The organism is Streptomyces hyderabadensis, assembly GCF_020404845.1.
GTDB classification, from domain to species: domain Bacteria; phylum Actinomycetota; class Actinomycetes; order Streptomycetales; family Streptomycetaceae; genus Streptomyces; species Streptomyces hyderabadensis.
In genome coordinates, this window is sequence record NZ_JAIOJZ010000012.1 from 40,769 (window position 1) to 57,733 (window position 16,965).

Annotated in this window: 17 protein-coding genes and 1 pseudogene; 9 read left to right on the top strand and 9 right to left on the bottom strand. The window is 73.1% G+C overall.

Annotated elements, in window-relative coordinates:
- Positions 1–14 precede the first annotated feature (14 nt).
- On the top strand, positions 15–1,217 hold the full coding sequence (locus tag K7854_RS11800; RefSeq protein WP_226026492.1) for an ROK family transcriptional regulator: 1,203 nt from the start codon (positions 15–17) through the stop codon (positions 1,215–1,217).
- Positions 1,218–1,272: 55 nt separating this feature from the next.
- Positions 1,273–2,166, top strand: a complete 894-nt coding sequence (locus tag K7854_RS11805) for a Gfo/Idh/MocA family protein (RefSeq protein WP_226026376.1) — start codon at positions 1,273–1,275, stop codon at positions 2,164–2,166.
- A 49-nt stretch (positions 2,167–2,215) separates the two neighbouring features.
- On the opposite strand, the gene K7854_RS11810 is transcribed toward K7854_RS11805, so the two are convergent.
- A complete protein-coding gene (locus K7854_RS11810; protein WP_226026377.1) occupies positions 2,216–2,623 on the bottom strand; it encodes a RidA family protein in 408 nt (135 codons plus the stop codon).
- A gap of 142 nt (positions 2,624–2,765) precedes the next feature.
- Entirely contained in the window at positions 2,766–3,179 is a 414-nt protein-coding gene (locus K7854_RS11815) for a GtrA family protein (protein WP_226026378.1), read from the bottom strand.
- A gap of 179 nt (positions 3,180–3,358) precedes the next feature.
- On the opposite strand from K7854_RS11815, the gene K7854_RS11820 reads away from it, so the two are divergent.
- Positions 3,359–3,934, top strand: coding sequence for a tellurite resistance TerB family protein (locus tag K7854_RS11820; protein WP_226026493.1), 576 nt, complete (start codon positions 3,359–3,361; stop codon positions 3,932–3,934).
- On the opposite strand, the gene K7854_RS11825 is transcribed toward K7854_RS11820, so the two are convergent.
- Entirely contained in the window at positions 3,935–4,552 is a 618-nt protein-coding gene (locus K7854_RS11825; protein WP_226026379.1) for a CGNR zinc finger domain-containing protein, read from the bottom strand. It lies immediately after the preceding gene.
- Positions 4,553–4,590: 38 nt separating this feature from the next.
- Here K7854_RS11825 and K7854_RS11830 point away from each other — a divergent pair, with 38 nt between their 5' ends.
- Together K7854_RS11830 and K7854_RS11835 are read left to right on the top strand one after the other, a co-directional pair.
- Positions 4,591–5,754, top strand: coding sequence for an MFS transporter (locus K7854_RS11830; RefSeq protein WP_226026380.1), 1,164 nt, complete (start codon positions 4,591–4,593; stop codon positions 5,752–5,754).
- Between the two features lie 33 nt (positions 5,755–5,787).
- Complete coding sequence (locus tag K7854_RS11835; RefSeq protein WP_226026381.1) at positions 5,788–6,696, top strand: aminoglycoside phosphotransferase family protein; 909 nt, start codon at positions 5,788–5,790, stop codon at positions 6,694–6,696.
- A 30-nt stretch (positions 6,697–6,726) separates the two neighbouring features.
- Here K7854_RS11835 and K7854_RS11840 read toward each other — a convergent pair whose 3' ends face one another.
- Positions 6,727–8,193, bottom strand: a complete 1,467-nt coding sequence (locus K7854_RS11840) for an alpha/beta hydrolase family protein (protein WP_226026382.1) — start codon at positions 8,191–8,193, stop codon at positions 6,727–6,729.
- A gap of 263 nt (positions 8,194–8,456) precedes the next feature.
- Here K7854_RS11840 and K7854_RS11845 point away from each other — a divergent pair.
- Positions 8,457–9,664 (top strand): annotated as a pseudogene (locus K7854_RS11845) (alginate lyase family protein).
- Positions 9,665–9,703: 39 nt separating this feature from the next.
- Here the strand turns inward: K7854_RS11845 and paaE are convergent.
- From paaE to paaA, 5 genes are read right to left on the bottom strand one after another with little or no spacing between them, the layout of a single operon-like run.
- Positions 9,704–10,810 carry a 1,2-phenylacetyl-CoA epoxidase subunit PaaE gene (paaE, locus tag K7854_RS11850; protein ID WP_226026383.1) on the bottom strand — a complete coding sequence of 369 codons (1,107 nt, stop codon included), beginning with the start codon at positions 10,808–10,810 and terminating at the stop codon, positions 9,704–9,706.
- Positions 10,810–11,328: a 1,2-phenylacetyl-CoA epoxidase subunit PaaD gene (gene paaD / locus K7854_RS11855; RefSeq protein ID WP_226026384.1), complete on the bottom strand. Its 519-nt coding sequence runs from the start codon at positions 11,326–11,328 to the stop codon at positions 10,810–10,812. Before paaD ends, paaE begins: the two co-directional genes overlap by 1 nt.
- Positions 11,322–12,149, bottom strand: coding sequence for a 1,2-phenylacetyl-CoA epoxidase subunit PaaC (gene paaC, locus K7854_RS11860; RefSeq protein WP_226026385.1), 828 nt, complete (start codon positions 12,147–12,149; stop codon positions 11,322–11,324). Before paaC ends, paaD begins: the two co-directional genes overlap by 7 nt.
- A 9-nt stretch (positions 12,150–12,158) precedes the next feature.
- Positions 12,159–12,470 (bottom strand): 1,2-phenylacetyl-CoA epoxidase subunit PaaB, encoded by a 312-nt coding sequence (gene paaB / locus K7854_RS11865; RefSeq protein WP_226026386.1) that lies wholly within the window; start codon positions 12,468–12,470, stop codon positions 12,159–12,161.
- Positions 12,467–13,453: a 1,2-phenylacetyl-CoA epoxidase subunit PaaA gene (gene paaA / locus K7854_RS11870; protein WP_226026387.1), complete on the bottom strand. Its 987-nt coding sequence runs from the start codon at positions 13,451–13,453 to the stop codon at positions 12,467–12,469. Before paaA ends, paaB begins: the two co-directional genes overlap by 4 nt.
- Positions 13,454–13,665: 212 nt before the next feature.
- On the opposite strand from paaA, the gene paaI reads away from it, so the two are divergent.
- From paaI to K7854_RS11885, 3 genes are all read left to right on the top strand, one after another.
- Positions 13,666–14,106 (top strand): hydroxyphenylacetyl-CoA thioesterase PaaI, encoded by a 441-nt coding sequence (gene paaI / locus K7854_RS11875; RefSeq protein WP_264087223.1) that lies wholly within the window; start codon positions 13,666–13,668, stop codon positions 14,104–14,106.
- Positions 14,103–15,455, top strand: coding sequence for a phenylacetate--CoA ligase PaaK (paaK, locus tag K7854_RS11880; protein WP_226026389.1), 1,353 nt, complete (start codon positions 14,103–14,105; stop codon positions 15,453–15,455). The genes paaI and paaK overlap by 4 nt, the downstream gene beginning before the upstream one ends.
- Before the next feature lie 104 nt (positions 15,456–15,559).
- Entirely contained in the window at positions 15,560–16,858 is a 1,299-nt protein-coding gene (locus K7854_RS11885) for a flavin-containing monooxygenase (protein WP_226026390.1), read from the top strand.
- Positions 16,859–16,965: the final 107 nt, after the last annotated feature.

Sequence of the window (16,965 nt, forward strand, 5' to 3'; positions counted from 1 at the left end):
TGGGGGACTCCATGATGACGTCAAGTCAGGCCAGCGCCGGCGAACTGCTGCACCTGATCCGCAGCGGTCGCGCCAACACGCGGGCCGACCTCCAGCAGGCGACCGGCCTGTCCCGCTCCACCGTCGGACAGCGCCTCGACCTGCTCAACCGTGCCGGGTGGCTGCGCCACAGCACGGGTGCCTCCACCGGCGGACGCCCTTCCCACCGGATCGTCTTCGACCCGGGCCACGCCTCGGTCATCGCCTTCGACCTGGAGACCCGGCACGCCCGGGCCGCGGTGCTCGACCTGGCCGGCAACATCCTGGCCGAGCACACCGGCCCGATGGACGTCGGCGCGGGCCCCGACCGCGTCCTTCAGGGTCTGGCCGACTGGTTCCCGGACCTGATCGCCGCGGCCGGTGTCCCGGCGTCCCACGTGGCGGGCATCGGCCTGTCCGTGCCCGGACCGGTGGACTGGGAGTCCGGCCGGGTGATCGAGCCGCCCATCATGCCCGGCTGGGACCGCTATCCCATCCGGGAACGGCTGCAGGAGGCGTACGCGTCCCGCCTGGACCTGGACCCGGCCGCCGCCGAGGCCGTGCCGGTCCTGGTGGACAACGACGCCAACCTCATGGCGCTGGCCGAGCACCAGGCCAACCACCGCGACTGCGCCTCCTTCGTGCTCCTGAAGGTGTCCACCGGCATCGGCGCCGGGGTCGTCATCGGGGACCGCCTCTACCGCGGCATCGACGGCGGCGCGGGCGACATCGGGCACATCCGGCTGCACGACCGGTCCGACGCGCTGTGCATGTGCGGCTCCCACGGCTGTCTCGCGGCCGTGGCCAGTGGCCGGGCGATCGCCAGGGAACTGGCCGCGCTCGGTCAGGACACCGCGTCCGGACGGGACGTCAGACGGCTGCTCAACGAGGGGCACCCGGACGCGGTCCGGCTGGCCCGCGAGGCCGGGCGGCGGGTGGGCGAGGTCCTGGTGACCGTCGTGACCCTGCTCAACCCGGGGGTCCTCATGATCGCCGGAGAGCTGGCCGGGGTGCCCTTCCTCACCGGGGTGCGGGAGCTGGTCTACCAGCGGGCGATGCCCCGCGCGACCGCCAACCTCCAGGTCGTCACCTCCCGGCTCGGCGACCACGCGGGCCTCGTGGGTGCCGCCGCCATGGTCGTGGAGCACCTCTACTCCCCCGCCGGCGCCGACGCCCGGCTGGAACGCCTCGCCTCATGACCGCCGCCCGCCGTCCCCGAGGGGCCGCCGGGAGACCTTCGCAGACAGGAACGCCGTGACCGCTGTCCCCGCCCCCTGGACCGACCGGCCCGTCGAGGTCGGGCTCGTGGGTGCCGGCCCCTGGGCCCGCGCCATGCACGCCCGGGTGCTCGCCGCCGGTCCCGAGACCCGGCTCGCCGCGGTCTGGGCCCGCCGCACCGAGGCCGCCCGCGAGACCGCCGCCCCCTACGGTGCTCATGTCGCGGACTCCTTCGAGGAGTTGCTGGACCACTGCGAGGCCGTGGCCTTCGCCGTGCCGCCCGCCGTCCAGGCGGAGCTGGCGCCGCAGGCGGCGAAGCGGGGCAAGGACCTGCTGCTGGAGAAGCCGCTCGGCCCCGATCTGGCCGCGGCCCGCCGGGTGGCCGACGCGGTCGCCGAGGCCGGGGTCGTCTCCCAGCTCGTGCTGACCAAGCGCTATCACCCGGCCACCCGGGCCTTCCTCGAAGCCGCCCGCTCCGTGGAGGTCGCCGGAGCGCGCTCCTGCTACCTCCACGGAGCCTTCCTGGAAGGGGAGTTCGCCACCGGCTGGCGCCTGGAGCACGGCGCCCTGCTCGACCTCGGCCCGCATCTGCTCGACCTGCTGGACGCCGCGGTCGCCCCGGTCACCGCCGTCCGCGCCACGGGCGACCCGCGCCGCTGGGTGGAACTGACCTGCGAGCACGACAACGGCGCCGTGAGCCAGGCCTCGCTGTCCGGTTCCGTGGCCGTCCCCCGCGCGCTGACCCGCGTCGAACTCTTCGGTCCGGCCGAGCCCCTGGTCTACGACACGGCCGGCATCGACCACGAGGAGTGCTGGCCCGTCCTGCGCCGCGACTTCGCGACGGCCGTGCGCACCCGCACACCGACGCCGGTCGACGCCGGACGCGGCCTGTACCTGCAGAGCCTCCTCGACCGGGCCGTGCACGGCTAGGCAGGAGGGGCCGGCACGTCGCGTACGGCCGCCCGGGGCCACGAAGGGGTCAGTCGACGACGGCAGTGGCCTCGACCTCGATCAGGTGCTCGGGCACGTCCAGTGCCGCGACGCCCAGCAGGGTGGCCGGGGCGGCCGGGGTCACCCCCAGCCGGGCGGCCGCCCGCTCGATGCCCGCCAGCAGGAGCGGCATCTTCTCCGGTGCCCAGTCGACGACGTGGACGTTCAGCTTGGCGACGTCCGCGAAGGAGGCACCGGCCGCCGCCAGGGCGGTGGCGACGTTGAGGTAGCACTGCTCGGCCTGCGCGGCCAGGTCTCCCGCGCCGACCGTGACGCCGTCGGCGTCCCAGGCGACCTGCCCGGCGACGAAGACCAGTTTCGTTCCGGACGCGATCGACACCTGTCGGTAGACGTCCACTTCGGGCAGCCCGGCGGGGTTCACCAGGGTGATGGCCATGTGTTCTTTCTCCTTGCCCATGCGCTCTCTTGTGGTTACTCGGGAACCGTAGGAGAGTGACCGCTGACATGGAAGAACGCACTTTTCGGTGACTGGGGAACCCCAGGGTGACCGAACAGCTCAGCGGGTCGCGCGGCGCGGATCAGGCGCGTCGGCGGTCGGGGCCGCGGAAGACGGCCAGTCGCAGCACGACGAAGCGCACGACGGTGACGGCGACGGACGTGGTGGCGAGGACGGCGGTCTCGGCGGCGGGCGAGGCGTCCGGCCGCCGGTGCGTGAACCAGAGCACGGCACCGGAGGTGACCAGGTAGCCGAGCAGGAAGAGGACGCCCGCTCCCAGGTGCGCGCGGACCGGTTTCGTGGCGGCGTGACGGAACGTCAGCCGCCGGTTCGCCTCGGTGTTCAGCACCGTCAGCACGAGGAGCGAGACCAGGTTGGCGACCGCCGGGGGCGTCCACGGGCGCAGCCCCCAGTAGAGCAGCGCCTGTCCCGCGGTCGACGCGACGCCGATCGTGACGAACCAGCCGACCTCCCGCGACCGCACCGCGCGCCCCACCCAACCGATCCGTCGACGAACTCACCGGTGGCGCAGCGTACTACGACCCCACCAGGGGCTTTGCCTTTTCTTTGCCTTTCGGGAACCCTGTGGTTCCCGGGCGCGTTCATCGTGGTGACCGCGGGAGATCGCGGCCGAGGACAGACCGATGGACAGCGACAGAAGCCGAGGTGGCACGAGTGGCGATGTGGGACAAGATCAAGGACCAGGCCAAGACCTTCCAGCAGTCCCAGGGCACTCGGGGAGCGAGCGGATCCGGCCAGGGTTCGCACGGGCCCCTGGGGGGCGGCAGGTCGGGTTCGTCCTCCGGCGGTTCCAAGGCCCAGCTGATCGGGATGTTCAAGTCCCAGCTCGCCTCGGCCAAGAACGAGTTGAAGAGCGGCGCATACCGGGACGCCAGCATGGCCATGTGCGCGCTGGTCGCCGCCGCGGACGGCCGGGTGGAGCCGGCCGAGCGGCAGCGCGTGGAGGAGCTGATCGTCTCCAACGAGGTGCTGCAGAACTTCCCGGCGGACCAGCTCCGCCAGCGGTTCAACCAGCACGTGGACCGGCTCCTCGCCAACTTCGAGCAGGGGAAGGCCGAGGCCCTCCAGGTGATCGCCAAGGCCGCCAAGAAGCCCGCGGAGGCCCGGGCGGTCGTGCAGACGGGCATGGTCGTCGCGGGAGCCGACGGGTCCTTCGAGCAGTCCGAGCAGTACGCGATCCGCGAGGCGTGCACCGCACTGAACATCCCGCCCTCGGAGTTCGGCGTCTGATCACCCCTCCGCCCGGCGCCGGTGCGCCGCGACCCGCTCCCGGGTCGCGCAGCGACGTGAGCAGTAGCGGCGCTCCGGACCACTGCCCCGGGCGATGAAGACGTTCCGGCAGCTGCCGGAGGCGCAGACCCTGCCGGGCGGGCGTTGCCGGTCCCATACCAGGACCGTCAATGCCAGGCAGGACGAGGCCAGGAACCACTCGGGCCAGGGCGCGTCGTCGGCGTGGTCGATGTGCGGATGCCAGGGGGAGCCGCCCTGGTGGGACGACAGGCGCAGGCGTCCCGTGTGTGTACCGAGCAGGCGGTTGAGGACGTGCGCGGCGGCGTCGGCGGACTCCGCCGCGAAGACCTCCCGCAGCAGCACGGCGGCCTCGCGCATCCCCTCCACGTCACGGACGGTGAGGTCGACGGGCTCCTTCTCGCCGTAGGCGCGCAGCACCTCGGCGACCGCGTCGGGGGCGGGGCCCGGGCCGGTGTCGGCCGGGCCCGCACCGAGCACGTTGACGAGGGCGGCGGTGCGCCGCGCCGTGGACAGCACCGAGTGCCTGGTGGACCAGTCGTCGTCGTGAGCGTCGGCGTCAGCGGCGCGGGGAGTGGACACGGGGCGAATGTAACGCATATTGCGGAGTTTTGAGTTACCTCCGTAACGTCTTGGCGGTGCCGAAGGGTTACTCGATTCGCCTCTACCTGGCCGCGGCGACGGCCGCGCGCGCCGGGGACGAGATGTCCGGACCGGCGCTGCTGCTGGCGGGCCTCGCCGTCACCGGTTCGACGGCCGCCGCGTCCACACTGCTCGCGGGGCTCACGGTCTCCGCCGCGCTCGGCGGCCCGCTGCTCGGGGCGCTCCTGGACCGGTCGGTGCGACCGGGCCGCCTGCTGGCGGGCGCGCTGGCGCTGTACGCGACGGGGCTGACGGCGATCCTCGCGGGGCTCGGCAGCCTTCCCATGGCCTGCACCGTCCCGCTCGCCGTGCTCACGGGGCTGCTGGGCCCGGCGCTGTCGGGCGGCTGGACCGCGCAACTCCCCCGTGTGGCGGCGGACGCACGGCTGCCCAGGGCCAACGCGCTGGACGCGATGACCTTCGGCGCGGCGAGCCTGGCCGGTCCGGCCCTGGCCGGGGGTGTGGCCGAGCTGCTGGGGGCCTCGTCGGCGGTCGTGGTCTCCGCGGCGCTGATCACGGCGGCGGTGCCCGTCGCATGGCGGTTGCCGGGGCGCACCGCCCCGGACCGGGACGTGCGGCCGGCCCCGGTGGCGGGCACCCTCGCCGCCGGGTTCCGGGTCGTTCTCCGGCGTCCGTTGCTGGCCCGGGCGACCTTCACCTCGGTCGTCTCCTGCCTCGCCCAGGGAATGCTGGCGGCCTGCGTCCCGCTGCTCGGCGCGCAGGTGCTCGGCGCGGCCGGGCGCGGTGTCCTGCTGTTCTCCGGCGCGGCGGTCGCCGCCCTGGCGGCCAACGCCGTCCTCGCCCGGCGCCCGCTCGCCGCCGCCCCCGACACGGTCGTCCGGGCGGGCGCCCTGCTCCAGGCGGTCGCCCTGACGCTGGCGGCCACGGGCCGTCCGGTGCCGCTCGTGATCGCCGTGCTCGTCCTCGGCCTCGGCGAGGGTCCCCAGCTCACCGCGCTCTTCGCGGTACGGCACCGGGAGGCCCCGGAGCACCTTCGGGGCCAGGTCTTCACCACCGGGGCGAGCCTCAAGATCAGCGCGTTCGCCCTGGGCGTGGCCGTCGCCGGCCCTCTCGCCGCGTGGTCCCTGCCGGGCGCGCTGGCCCTGGCGGCGGGCACGGCGGCGGCCGGGGCACTGGTCCTCGGCCGGGAAAGCGTTTGACGGCCGTCCGCGTCGAAGGGTCGGATGAGCGCCATGAGTTCAGGGCATACGCATCCGGCCCGGTGCCGCGTCGACGACCGTCTGGTACGGCGCTTGGTCGACGGGCAGTTCCCGCGGTGGTCGGGCCTGCCGGTCGAGCGCTTCCCCTCCGGCGGCACGGTCAACGCGATGTACCGGCTGGGCGAGGACATGGTCGTGCGGCTGCCGCTGGTCGCGAGCGGCGTGGCGGACGTGGCGACGGAGCGGGTGTGGCTGCCGCGGCTGTCGCCCCTGCTGCCCACCGCTGTCCCCGAGGTGCTCGCGGAAGGAGTGCCGGCCGACGGGTACCCCTGGCCCTGGTCGGTCTACCGGTGGCTGCCCGGCGAGATCCCCGAGGCAGGAGCGCTGGCCGATCCCGTGCGCCTGGCGGAGGACCTGGCCGCCTTCGTGGCGGCGATGCGCGGCATCTCCCTGCCCGGCGCGCCGCAGGCGTACCGCGGCGGGCCGCTCACCGTGCTCGACGCACCGACCCGGGCCGCGCTCGACAAACTGCGCGCCCTCCCCGAAGAGGACGTCGACTGCGACACGCTGGCCGCCGTGTGGCAGGACGCGCTGCGCGCACCGGCCTGGCAGGGGCCGCCCGGTTGGCTGCACGCGGACCTGATGCCGGGCAATCTGCTGGTGAGCGGAGGCAGGCTCTCCGCGGTGATCGACTTCGGGTGCATGGGGGTGGGCGATCCGGCCTGCGACCTCTTCCCGGCGTGGAACCTGCTGCCGCCCGGCGCGAGGGAGGTCTTCCGCGAGGCGCTCGGCGTGGACGACGCGTCCTGGCGGCGCGGCCGGGGCCGCACCCTCTCCCAGGCGCTGATCGCCCTGCCGTACTACCGCAGCACCAACCCCGCGATGGCCGGCAACGCCCGGCACGTGATCCGGGCGGTGCTGGCGGAGGCGGAGGGCCGCTAGGACGGCGCCCCTGCGGCCGGGTCCCGCGGCCTACGGGGCGATCCCCACGCCCTCGGTCCTGCTCCACGCCCGCTCCTGAGCGGCCGTCATGGCGGGCCAGGCGAGACCGCCCGGCCGGGGCCGCACCCGTGAGGCGTACGGAGACGGGCGGAATCCGGGGTCGTAGAAGCACCCCTCGCCGTAAGTCGCGTCGAAGGCGGAGCAGGAGTCGGCGATCGAGCGCGGGCTCGGCCTGCGGCCGGTGCGCACCCAGGAGTCCAGCGCGGAGATCGAGCCCGCGTACTCGGAGTCGCTCAGCGAGCTGTGCTCGTGTTCCCGCGTGAAGGTCTGGACGAGGTGGCGGTCCCGGCCGGCGCCCCGGAGCGTGGCGCGGTAGGCGGCCTCGTGCTCCACGAACGCGGTCGGGTCGTCGATGGCGTGCAGGGTGAGGACGGGCAGGGAGACCCGGCCGGTGAGGTCGCTGTCCCAGGACAGGTCGCGCCGCGCGGTGGGGTCGGCCGAGAAGCGCTCGACGCCCGCGTTGAGCGCCTTGTCGTCGTGCGAACCCGAGTAGCGCACCCCTCGGTTGCTCCAGGGGTTGCGTCCGCCGAGCCGGTTGGTCACGATGTCCCGGAACGTGAAGGTGGCGAACCGCAGATGGGACTCCAGGGTGCGCTCGGGGATGCCGGTGACCGCGAGGATGTCGTCGAGGTTGCGCTGCTGGAGCGCGGTCCGCTCCGCGGGGTCGGAGGCGTAGCCCGTGCACTCCTGGAGACGGGCGCGCAGTCCTGCCGTGGTCATGGTGGAACCGGGGCGCAGGCCCTGCCACAGCGGGTACTGCGGCTCGGCCGGGCGCGGGTGGTTGTGGCAGTAGTACTGGTAGACCACCCGCAGGTCCACGCGGTAGTCGTAGCCGCGCGAACCGCCGCCGAGCACGCCGTTGGTCAGCAGCACCCCGTCGTAGGCGCCCGGGCGCCGGCCGTAGGTCTCGGCGACCTTGGCGGCGACGTTCCCGCCCCAGGACTGGCCGTGCAGATAGGTGCGTTCCGGCCGGCCGAACCGGTCGGTGAACAGGCGGCGCACGTTCTCGGTGTCGGCGGCCGCCATGCGGGCCCCGTAGCCGCCGCGCCGGTAGGAGGAGGCGGCCCAGGCGTAGCCCTGGTCGACCATCACCGCCCAGCGCTCCAGGTCCTCGGTGCTGCGGTCCGGGTCGGCGGCGTCGCCGAGGTCGGGGCCGCCGTGGGCGTGCACGACGAGGGACCCGTTCCAGCGGTGGGGCACGGCCATCGTGTAGTAGGCACCGTGCGCGTCCTGGCCGGTGTAACAGGTGGCCTTCTCGGCGAGGGCGGGCGGACAGTCGGCGGCCGCCGGCTGCCCGGCCGCCCGCGCGGGGGTGGCGGCGGCGACGTTGCCGAGGGTGCCGAGGAAGACGGCGGCGAGCGCGGCGGCGACCACCGCCGATCGGCTTCTGCGGCGGGTGGGCCGGGTGTCGTGCCGGGGAGCGGGAGGTGTGGTCAAGGTGCGGCTCCTGTACGTGCGGGCGGGCCGGCGCGAAGTCGCGCTGCGAGCGGGGATGTTAGGAATCCCCCGGATCCGGAGCCACCCCTTCGGCTGTTGCGTTCATAGTGTTCGCCGAGCCTCGCCGAGTCCGCCCGTCCGGAACTCCGCGCGTTCCTGCGTGGCCTCTTGACGCCCCATTGGTCTCTACCTATCGTCACCGCCCAGTCGAACGTTCAGAACAACACTCAACGTTCACATACTCGAACGGATGGACCCCCCACATGTCCTCTGCTCCCCCGCGTCGGCACCGCAGATCCCGCGCCGTCCTCCTCGCCACCCTCACCGCCGCACTCACCGGCGCCCTGTTGACCGGGCCCGGCTCGGTCATCCCCCGCGCGGACGCCGCACCACACATCCCGGAGTCACCGTCTCCCAGGGTCAACTCGACTTCGCCCGCGCCAAGGTCGACGCCGGGGCCCAACCCTGGAAGGGCGCCTTCGACCAGATGATGGCGAGCCGGTACGCCGACCTGAACCGCACCCCGAAGCCCCGCGCAGTGGTGGAGTGCGGGTCCTACTCCAACCCGAACTACGGCTGCACCGACGAGCGCGAGGATGCGATCGCGGCCTACACCAACGCGCTGGCCTGGTACTTCACCCGGGACGAGAGGTACGCGCGCAAGTCCATCGAGCTGATGGACGCCTGGTCCGCCGTGCTCCGGGACCACACCAACAGCAACGCGCCGCTGCAGACCGGGTGGGCCGGGTCGTCCTGGCCCAAGGCCGCCGAGATCATCAAGTACACGTACGACGGCACCTGGGCGAACTCGGGCCGCTTCGCCACCATGCTCCGCGACGTCTACCTGCCGGAGATCACCAACGGCTCCAACTCCAACGGCAACTGGGAGCTGACGATGATGGAGGCCGCCGTCGGCATCTCCGTCTTCCTGGAGGACAGGACCTCCTACGACAAGGCCATGGCCAGGTTTCGCACCCGCACGGCCGCGTACGTGTACCTGAACTCCGACGGAGAGCTCCCGAAGACCGTGCCGAGCCAGCACCTCGACACCCGGGACAAGATCGTCAAGTACTGGCAGGGCCAGTCCACCTTCGTCACCGGCCTCACCCAGGAGACCTGCCGGGACTTCACCCACACCGGGTACGGCATCTCGTCCATCTCGCACGTCGCCGAAACCAGCCGGATCCAGGGGCAGGACCTGTACGGCACCGACGTCGGCGAGCGGCTGCGGCACGCGCTCGGCTTCCAGGCCAAGTACCAGCAGGGGGCAGCCGTCCCGAGCTGGCTGTGCGGGGGCGAGGTCGACCTCGGCCTGGGCCCGGTGACCGAGGTCGGCTACAACGCCCTGCACAACCGCCTCGGGTTCGCCATGGACAACACCGAGGCGCTCACCGAACGCACCCGCCCCTCCGGCACGAACAACCTCTTCGTCGCCTGGGAGACGCTCACCCACGGCGACAACCCCGCCTAGGCCCGGTCGGACGCGGGCCGACGCCGGGCCGACGCCCTGTCAGCTGTCGTAGTCCACGGTCAGCTTCTCGGAGACGGGGTACGACTGGCAGGTCAGGACGTAGCCGGCGTCGACCTCGGCGGTTTCGAGCGCGTAGTTGCGGCGCATGTCGGCGCTGCCGTCGGTGACCAGGGCCCGGCAGGTTCCGCAGACCCCGCCCTTGCAGGCGAAGGGCAGGTCGGGGCGGGTCTGCTGGGCCCCGTCGAGGATCGACCGCTCCCGGGAGAGCGAGGCGGTCGTGGAGCGGCCGTCCAGGGTGATGGTGACCTCGCTGACGGGGCCCTCGGGGCCGCTCTCCTCGTGGCGCACCTCCCGCACGGGCTCGTCGTCGGCGTAGAACAGCTCGCGGTGGACGCGCTCGGCCGGGACGCCGAGGCCGGACAGGACCTGCTGGGCGTCGGCGACCATGCCCTGCGGTCCGCACAGCCACCAGTGGTCCGCGCCCGCCACGTCCAGCAGCGAGCCGATGAGCGCCGACAGCCGTTCCGCGTCCAGGCGCCCGGAGAGCACCTCGGCCTCGCGCGGTTCGCGGGAGAGCACGTGGGCGAGGTGGAAGCGGGTCGGGTGGAGGTCCTTCAGGTCGGCCAGCTCGTCGGCGAACATCACCGTGTCGGTGCGGCGGTTGCCGTAGAAGAGGGTGACGGTGGAGCGGTCGTCGGCGGCGAGCACCGACTCGGCGATGGACACCATCGGGGTGATGCCCGAACCGGCCGCGATCAGGACGTGGTGGCCGGGAGTGGTCAGGTCGGGCGTGAACAGTCCGGTGGGCGCCATCACCTCGACGGTGTCGCCCGGCCGCACCTCGTCGACCAGCCACGCCGAGAACAGTCCGCCCGGCACCACCCGTACTCCGATGCGCGGCGCCGCACCGGCCGGTGCGCAGATCGAGTACGAGCGGCGCTCGTCCCGGCCGTCCACCTCGCGCCGCAGGGTGAGCGACTGACCGGGCGCGAAGGCGAACTCCCCGGCCAGTTCGTCGGGGATCTCGAAGCTGACGGCCGCCGCGTCCGCGCACAGCCGCTCGACGGCGGCGACGCGCAGACGGTGGAAGGCGGGCCGGCGGCGGGTGCGCACCGGCGGCGCCGGGACGGGGGCGGTCGGGGCCATCAGATCTCCTTGACGTACTCGAACGGCTCGCGGCAGGCCCGGCAGCGCCACAGCGCCTTGCAGGACGTGGCGGCGAAGCGGGAGGTCTCCTCGGTGTCCGCCGAGCCGCACCGGGGGCAGGGCACCGCGGGCCGGGTGGGCGACAGGACCAGGGGGACGGGGCCGCCGCGGGGTGCGGGTCCGGGCGGGGCGATGCCGTGCTCGGCGAGCTTCAGGCGGCCCGCCTCGGTGATCCAGTCGCTGGTCCAGGGCGGGTCCAGGACGGTCCGGATCTCCACGCGCTGATACCCCGCCTCCCGCAGCCGCGCGGCGACGTCCGCCCGCATCTCGGCCATGGCCGGGCAGCCCGAGTAGGTTGGGGTCAGGCTGGCGACCACGGTGCCGTCGGCGCCGACCTCGACGTCGCGCAGGACGCCGAGGTCGGCGAGGGTCAGCATGGGCAGCTCGGGGTCGGGCACCTGCTCGGCGACCTGGCGGGCGCGGCGGGCGTCCAGGAGTGCGGGGGTGCCGGTCACCATGTCGCCTCCGGGTGGGCGCGGGCGACGCCCTGCAGCTCGGTCAGGAGCGGCGCCAGGTGTTCGGTGTGCTCGCCGGCCCGGCCCGAGCCGGGCAGCGGGCGGTAGACGGGCAGTGTCAGTCCGGCGGCCTCGGTGACCTGGCGCAGGTCGTCGGCGACCTCGTCCCGGACGTCGTACGCCGTGTGCAGCTCGCCCAGATACGGGGCGACCTGGTCCAGTGCGGTGCGCATCCGGCGGTGCGACTCGTCGGTGCCGTCGCCCAGGCGCACGCACCACTCGGCGGCGTACTGCCGGTGGTAGGTCAGCTCCTTGACCCCCTTGGCGGCGACCGCCGCCAGCACCGGGTCGGGGTGGGCCTGGAGCCGCCGGAAGTGGGCCAGCCGCCAGCTGGAGAGCACCAGCAGGCGCACCACGGTGAAGGCGAAGTCGCCGCCGGGGAGTTCGGCCAGGCGGACGTTGCGGAAGTCGGCGGCGTCGCGGAAGTAGGCGTAGGCGTCCTCGTCCCGGCCGGTGCCGTCGGCCTGCCCGGCGCGGGAGTAGAGCAGGCGGGCCTGGCCGAGGAGGTCGAGCCCGATGTTGGCCAGCGCCACCTCCTCCTCCAGCTCCGGCGCGCGGGTGACCCACTCGGCGAGCCGCTGGGCGCTCACCAGGGCGTCGTCGGCGAGCGCCACGCACGCCGCGGCCAGCTCACCGGCGTCGACGCCCTCGGGCACGGAGGTGTCGACGCCGTGCAGCGGGTCCTCGAAGCCGGTGCCGTAGGCCCAGCGGGCGTCGTCCTCGTGCCCCTCGGCCAGGGTGAGGTAGACGTGGTCGTCACTCATGCCCTGCTCCTAGATGTGGGGGACGTCGTCGGGGATGTCGTAGAAGGTCGGGTGGCGGTAGACCTTGTCCGCGCTGGGGGCGAAGAAGGGGTCCTTCTCGTCCCGGGTGGAGGCGGCGATGTGCTCGGAGCGCACCACCCAGATGCTCACGCCCTCGTTGCGCCGGGTGTAGAGGTCGCGGGCGTGGGTGAGGGCCATGGCGTCGTCGGCGGCGTGCAGCGAGCCGACGTGGACGTGGTTGAGGCCGCGCTTGCCGCGCACGAACACCTCGTACAGCGGCCAGCCCCGCTGGTCGGGCCGGTGGGCCTGCTCGGTGCTCATGCCGCCGCTCCCTTCTCCGCGCGGGCGGCCTGCTTGGCGGCGTGGGCGGTGGCCGCCTCGCGCACCCAGGCGCCCTCCTCGTGGGCGGTCCGCCGCCGCTCCATCCGCCGGTCGTTGCAGGGTCCGTCGCCCTTGATGACGCGCATCAGCTCGTCCCAGTCGGGGGTGCCGAAGTCGTGGTGCCCGCTCTCCTCGTTCCAGCGCAGCTGAGGGTCGGGCAGGGTGACGCCGAGCTTCTCGGCCTGCGGGACGGTCATGTCGACGAAGCGGCGGCGCAGTTCGTCGTTGCTGTGCCGCTTGATCTTCCAGGCCATCGAGCGCGCCGAGTTGGGCGAGGCGTCGTCGGGCGGGCCGAACATCATCAGGGACGGCCACCACCAGCGGTCCACCGCGTCCTGGACCATCTCCCGCTGGGCGTCGGTGCCGCGCATCATGGTCATCAGCAGCTCGTAGCCCTGCCGCTGGTGGAAGGACTCCTCCTTGCAGATGCGCACCATCGCGCGCGCGTAGGGGCCGTAGGAGCTGCGGCACAGCGGCACCTGGTTGCAGATCGCGGCGCCGTCCACGAACCAGCCGATCACGCCGACGTCGGCGAAGCTGAGGGTCGGGTAGTTGAAGATCGAGGAGTACTTCTGGCGGCCCTCGATCAGCCGCCGGGTGAGGTCGTCGCGGTCCGCGCCGAGGGTCTCGGCCGCCGAGTACAGGTACAGCCCGTGTCCGGCCTCGTCCTGGACCTTGGCGAACAGGATCGCCTTGCGGCGCAGCGACGGGGCCCGGGTGATCCACTCGCCCTCGGGCTGCATGCCGATGATCTCCGAGTGCGCGTGCTGGGCGATCTGCCGGATCAGCGTCTTGCGGTAGCCCTCGGGCATCCAGTCCCGCGGCTCGATGCGCTGGTCGCGCGCGATCGTCGCGTCGAAGTGCTCCTGGAGTCCGTCCGGTGCGTCCGGGGGCGGCGCCTCGGCGGCGTGTGTCGTGGTCATCGTCACCAGCTTCCCAACCGACCATTCGTTCGGTATCAGTGTGACGTGTTTCCGCGCGCCGGGCAAGAGCCCTACCCTGCCGGTCACACTCTTGACAGCGCCGCCGCGTGGCTGGATTACTTGGCCTTGCCGCGAGCTAACCGAATGGTCGGTCGGGAGACAGGGTGGTGGGTACGGTGTCGCAGGCCACTGAGCAGACGCCCACGGAGGCGATGTTCCGCGCGGACGAGGCCTCCCGGGGGCTCGGCATCGAGCTGGTGGACCACGGTGCGGGCAGGGCTGTGGTGCGCATGACCGTGACCCCGGCGATGGTGAACGGCCACCGGATCGCCCACGGCGGCTTCCTGTTCCTGCTGGCCGACACCGCCTTCGCCTGCGCCTGCAACAGCCACGGACCCGTCACCGTGGCGGCCGGCGCCGACATCGTCTTCGTTGCCCCGGCCCGCGAGGGCGACGTGCTGGTGGCCCTCGCCGAGGAGCGTGCCCGCTACGGGCGCAGCGGGATCTACGACGTGAGCGTGCGGCGCGGCGACGAGGTGATCGCGGAGTTCCGCGGCCGCAGCCGCAGCGTGCGGGACGACGGGCGCGGCCGCGGCGCGCGGGACGACACGGCGCGCGAGACGCCGGGCACGACGACGAAGGAGTCGCGATGAGCAGCGAGCCGACGACCGGGGCCGCCCCGGCACCCCGACCGGGCGAGCCCCTTCCCCACGACCTGCTGGACGCCGCCGAGCGCCTGTCCCGCGAGCAGCTGCACGAGCTCCAGCTGGAGCGCCTGCGCGCGACCCTGCGGCACGCCTACGACAACGTGGAGCTGTACCGCAAGAAGTTCGACGCCGCCGGGGTCACGCCCGAGGACTGCCGCACCCTGGCGGACCTGTCCCGGTTCCCCTTCACCACCAAGGCGGACCTGCGGGACACCTATCCCTTCGGCATGTTCGCCGTCCCGATGTCCGAGGTGCGGCGCGTGCACGCGTCCAGCGGCACCACCGGCCGCCCCACCGTCGTCGGGTACACGGAGAACGACCTGTCCATGTGGGCGGACGTCACAGCCCGTTCGATCCGCGCGGCCGGCGGCCGCCCGGGCCACAAGGTGCACATCTCCTACGGCTACGGCCTGTTCACCGGCGGCCTCGGCGCCCACTACGGCGCCGAGCGCGCCGGCTGCACGGTGATCCCCGCCTCCGGCGGCATGACGGCACGTCAGGTGCAGATCATCCAGGACTTCCGGCCCGAGATCATCATGGTCACCCCCTCCTACATGCTCACCCTGCTCGACGAGTTCGAGCGCCAGGGCGTCGATCCGCGCACCAGCTCGCTCAAGGTGGGCATCTTCGGCGCCGAGCCGTGGACCGAGGAGATGCGGCGCGAGATCGAGGAGCGGATGGACATCCACGCCGTCGACATATACGGACTGTCCGAGGTGATCGGCCCGGGCGTGGCCCAGGAGTGCGTGGAGACCAAGGACGGGCTGCACATCTGGGAGGACCACTTCTACCCCGAGGTGGTGGACCCGCTCACGGACGCCGTGCTGCCCGCGGGCGAGGAGGGCGAGATCGTCTTCACCTCCCTCACCAAGGAGGCGCTCCCGGTGATCCGCTACCGCACGCGGGACCTGACCCGGCTGCTGCCCGGCACCGCGCGTCCCGCCTTCCGCCGGATGCAGAAGGTGACCGGACGCTGCGACGACATGATCATCCTGCGCGGGGTGAACGTCTTCCCCACCCAGGTCGAGGAGATCGTGCTGCGCACCCCGGCTGTCGCCCCGCACTTCCAGATCCGGCTCACCGAACGCGGCCGCATGGACCACATGACCGTCCGGGTCGAGGCACGGCCCGACGCGGGCCCCGAGCAGCGCGAGGCCGCCGCGAGGGCGATCGCCCAGGGCGTCAAGGACGGGGTGGGCGTGACCGTGGAGGTGGAGGTCGTCGAGCCGGAGACCCTGGAGCGCTCGCTCGGGAAGATCCGCCGGGTGTGGGACCTGCGGGGCGGTGAAACGTGAGCACGGACACGTCTGTTCACGGGTCGTGCTGGTGTGCGGGAAGAAACGGATGGGCAGTAAAGGCATGATCGGGGGAGGTTGAGGACATCCTGGGGGGACATCCCGTGCGTGTGTGTGTGATCGGTGCAGGCCTGTCGGGGCTGGCAGTGGGCCATGCCCTGAAGGAGCGCGGCATCTCCTTCGTCTGCCTGGAGAAGGCACCCGGCGTCGGCGGGATCTGGCGCCAGCCGGAGGCCGGCGAGCGGGGCCCGGGTTACCAGACCCTGCACCTGAACACTGCCAAGCAGCTGACGGGTTACGCGGACTTCCCGATGCCGGACTCGTACCCGCTCTATCCCCGGCACAGCCAGGTCGCCGCCTACCTGCGGTCCTTCGCGAAGTGGGCGGGGCTGCTCGACCACGTCGAGCTGCGCACCGAGGTGCTGTCCGTCCGCCAGGACGCCGACGGCACCTGGACGGTCGTCAGCCGCGGCGCGGACGGCACGCGGCGTTCCCGCCGGTTCGAGCAGGTGGTCGTCGCCTCCGGGCACCACACCGACCCGGCCCTGCCCGATCCGCTTCCGGCCGGTGCGGATTCCTTCGCCGGAACGATTCTTCACTCCCTCGACTACCGCGACGGCGGCGACTTCGCCGGCCGGCGTGTCGTCGTGGTGGGCCTCGGCGCCTCGGCGGTGGACATCGCGGCGGACCTCTCCCGGCACGCGGAGCGCACCCTGCTCTCGGTGCGCCGGGGACTGCACATCGTGCCCAAGCAGCTCTTCGGGATGTCCGTCGACGAGATCGCCGAGGCCCCGTGGTGGAACGAGATGTCCTTCGCCGAGCGGCGCCGGTGGGTGGAGCAGGCCCTGCTGGTGGCCCGCGGCAGGCTGTCGGACTACGGCCTGCCCGAGCCCGACCACCCGGTCTTCTCCTCGGCGACGACCCTCTCGGACGAGATCCTCAGCCGGATCCGGCACGGGGCGGTGACCCCGAAGCCCGCGATCGCCTCGTTCGAGGGCGACCGGGTCGTGTTCGCCGACGGCAGCTCCGAGACCGCCGACGCGGTGGTCTACTGCACCGGTTTCCGCATGACCTTCCCCTTCCTGCCCGCCGGTTGCCCGGTGGCGGCCGACGGCTCGGTCGAGCTGTACCGACGGGTCGTCCCGGCCGACCGGCCCGGTCTGTACTTCGTCGGACTGGTGCGCCCCGTCGGCGCCATCACCCGGCTGGTGGAGGCGCAGGCGCAGTGGGTGGCCCGGATCGTCGACGGCACCGCGGCACTGCCCCCGGCCCAGGAGATGCGTGAGGAGATCGGCACGTACCTCACCGGCATCGTCGAGCGCTACGGCCGGACGGAGGGCGCCTCGATCCAGGTCGACGTGGGCCCGTACCTGGCCGAGTTCCGGGAGTCGCTGCCCGTGTGAGTGTTCCGCCGGGCGCCGCCGCACCGTCCGCGACGGCGCCCGGTCACGTCCCTGCCGAGGGCTCCCGGTGGATCGCACCGGGAGCCCTCCGGTGTGCGGGCGCCCGG